The sequence below is a fragment of the Streptomyces sp. NPDC002776 genome, assembly GCF_053592195.1.
The window spans coordinates 1-2668 of sequence record NZ_JBSFVG010000054.1 but is presented as its reverse complement, the minus strand read 5'-3'; the positions used below and the strand labels follow the sequence as shown (position 1 = coordinate 2668).

At 68.1% G+C, this 2668-nt stretch carries 3 protein-coding genes; all 3 read left to right on the top strand.

Translation table 11 applies throughout. The features are described 5' to 3' along the window. The first annotated feature begins 703 nt into the window (after positions 1-703). The 3 genes from ACWD11_RS35055 (at position 704) to ACWD11_RS35045 (ending at position 2129) form a co-directional block, all read left to right on the top strand. Entirely contained in the window at positions 704-1000 is a 297-nt protein-coding gene (locus tag ACWD11_RS35055) for a hypothetical protein (protein ID WP_389421673.1), read from the top strand. A gap of 409 nt (positions 1001-1409) precedes the next feature. Further along, on the top strand, positions 1410-1745 hold the full coding sequence (locus tag ACWD11_RS35050) for a DUF6233 domain-containing protein (RefSeq protein WP_389421672.1): 336 nt from the start codon (positions 1410-1412) through the stop codon (positions 1743-1745). Positions 1746-1886: 141 nt separating this feature from the next. Continuing rightward, the gene (locus tag ACWD11_RS35045) at positions 1887-2129 is read left to right on the top strand and encodes a hypothetical protein (RefSeq protein ID WP_389421671.1); all 243 of its coding nucleotides are present in this window, start codon (positions 1887-1889) and stop codon (positions 2127-2129) included. The last annotated feature ends 539 nt before the right edge of the window (positions 2130-2668 follow it).

Here is a 2668-nt window from a genome sequence, read left to right as displayed (position 1 = left end):
TCACAACGGCCTCCCCGGCCCCGATGTCACTCGCCACGTCAGTCATCAACTGTCGCTTCCAGCTCGGGAGTTACACCGCTCACCGTACAGACCCGTCCACAGGTCCGTTGCGAAGGCGAGGCACGTTATGGGGGAGGGGCCAGGACGGTTGCGAACTGCGTCTCGGTAGGCAGTGGGTGCTATGAGGTGCCGGGGCGCAGGCCATGCAGGCCGCGGCGCAGGCGGGAATGACTTCGACGTTCACCGCGACGCAGACCGGGACGTGGGCCGCGATGGCCACCGGCAGTGTCCTCCTGCTGGTCGGGATCTTCCTCGGCATGGCGATCGCCAGGGACTGACAGTCGGCCCCGCCCTACCGGGAGCCGCCCGCCTGGCGTTGCCGCCCCCGTCTGACCGGTGTGGTCCGGCGGGGCTGCCCGTTGCCGGGGCTGCCGTGGTCTTCGCAGAGAATCCAGGCGTTCACCTCACGTGGTCAACGTTCCCCATGTGCGCACGGGGGCGACCATGACGGTTGTGTGATCACTGTTTGCCTATGGGTACAGGGCACCGTTGCCAGGCCGGTGGTCGCTGTTTGTCGTGGCCGCGCCTTGACGCGTTGTTTAGATCGGTACACATGGGAACTCGGTGGGTGCAGACGATCTTGACGCTTTCCCAGCCCGGGGAGCACGGCAGGTGCTCCCCACGACAGCAAAAGGTGCCTTTCATGAGCGCGAACCCGGTTGGCAACGTAAGCCCCCACGCGGGTGACGGTGCGGCCGCTCACCGGCCGCGTCGACTGTCGACGGAGACGAAGGCGGCCTTCAAGACCACAGAGTTCTTCGCCTACATCGCTGCGGTCGTCGCGGTGCTGATCGCCTCCATGGTGGTAGGAGACGACGATGGCCACGCTGATTACTTCCGCGCCGACAAGGCGTGGCTGTACATCGTGATCCTCACGGTCGGCTACATGATCAGCCGAGGCCTGGCGAAGTCCGGCAGCCGCGATCCTTACGACGGCTGAGTACCTGCGCTCTGCGTCACGGAGTCCCCAGGAGCTGCAGCACGTAGACAATGGTGCGGGGCACCTCTGTCGATCCCGTGTTCCGCACCCTTGCATGGTGGCGAACTTGGTCCCCGCGTCTTCGGGCGGCGGGGACCATCCACGTCCGGGACCTGCAGCAAGTCACTGACCCGCCGGTCGCGGACGCGGCCCACGGCCCCACGGTAATCGCCCGCCGTCACTCGAAGGCTCGGCTACACGTCGGGCCAGTCCGTCGTGGGCGGCCGAGGTGTAGGGCCCAGCCGCCCGTGTATTCGTCCGGGTCGATCCGCAGGGCGTCCTGGACGTCGGCCCGGGTGATGCATCCGGTGCCCAGGTGCAGGGAGACCGAAGCTGCCGACCTATCCGGTTGGGCACCTCAGCTGGACACGTGACTAATCTGCCCCCCGACCTGCCGAGACTCCGGGTCCTGGAGACGGAGCTCGTCCTCACCCTCGACGGGGTCCGGCGGCAGATCGCGGTCGCCGAGCGGCGGGAGGCGGAGAGGCAGCGCAGCATCCAAGCCCGGCCGCCGGGGCCGGGCTGGCTGATCGAGAACAGCCTCAGCCTTGACGTGCCGCCCGTGTACGTACACGTCGGCGGCTGCCACATGGCGGGGAAACGGTCGAAAGGTGTGCCCCGCGCACAGGCGCTGCGGGCGCTCGCGGATCGGGTCGATCCTTGCCCGCACTGCCGTCCGGACAACGAGCTGGGGATCCTGGACTGATGCCTTGCGGTGACCGCATACGTTCGCCAGGTCGGCGACTCCCGGGGGCACGAGTAGTGTGGCCGGCCCGGGTGAACCTGAGCGGTCCCCGCGCAGGCCGCCTCGGACGTCCGGAATCTGATCGTGTCGACGTTGGGCCGCGTGCCCGACGCACCGAGCGTCGTCACCACTGGTTGCGGACACCAGGTGCCCTACGCGATGACCTCTGCCCGTCCGGAAAGTGTCACGTGCCTCGCCTGCCGGGAACATGCGCACCGGGAGTACCTGTGCTTCGCCGACCAGGTCGAGAGCCTGAGCCGGATGTCCGGTATGGCCATCACCGGTGACCAAGCGGCCGCGGCCGTGGCACGGCTCCGGCACCTCGCGAAGAGGTTCTCTGCCTGAAGTGCTGTCAACGCATCGGTTCGCCGTCACGGATCAAGCCGCGGTTTTGAGAGGGCACCCGCCCCAAAGCGCGTTGCCCTGCGCCCGTTCATGCCTGGTGATCACCCGGTTGGCTGCGCCTGTGGTGGGCCTGGCCGGGCAGGCGGGCATACGCGCGTCTGGGGTGCGATCCATCCTCTGGTGGTGTTCCGGGCGTGTGGGCGGGTGCCGCGGCTGATCCCGAGTCGGCCGCGGCGCCCGACCGTCTGCCGGCTGTCCCGTCTGCCTCCGGGTGCTGGTGAAGCGCACGGCCAGGCCGACAACCCCGCCGACGACCTCACCGGCAGCCGCTCGTTCGCTCGCGGGATCCGTCCGTAAATCCGCAGGTGATCACGCAATTCCTGCCGTGGTCGGTAGCCCGACATCCCCTCTACGCCCCCGGACCGCGCCCCACAGCAGTAAGAGGAAAAGGTGCCTCTATGGGCTTCGTCAAGCTGTAGCCGGGGTGGGTGGCTGGTAGAAGGTGCCGTCTCGGAGCATCGCGTAGAGGACGTCGATGC

Excerpts from the sequence above, each read along its gene's own strand:
- ACWD11_RS35055 (WP_389421673.1), top strand. The coding sequence starts at position 704 with ATGAGCGCGAACCCGGTTGGCAACGTAAGCCCCCACGCGGGTGACGGT.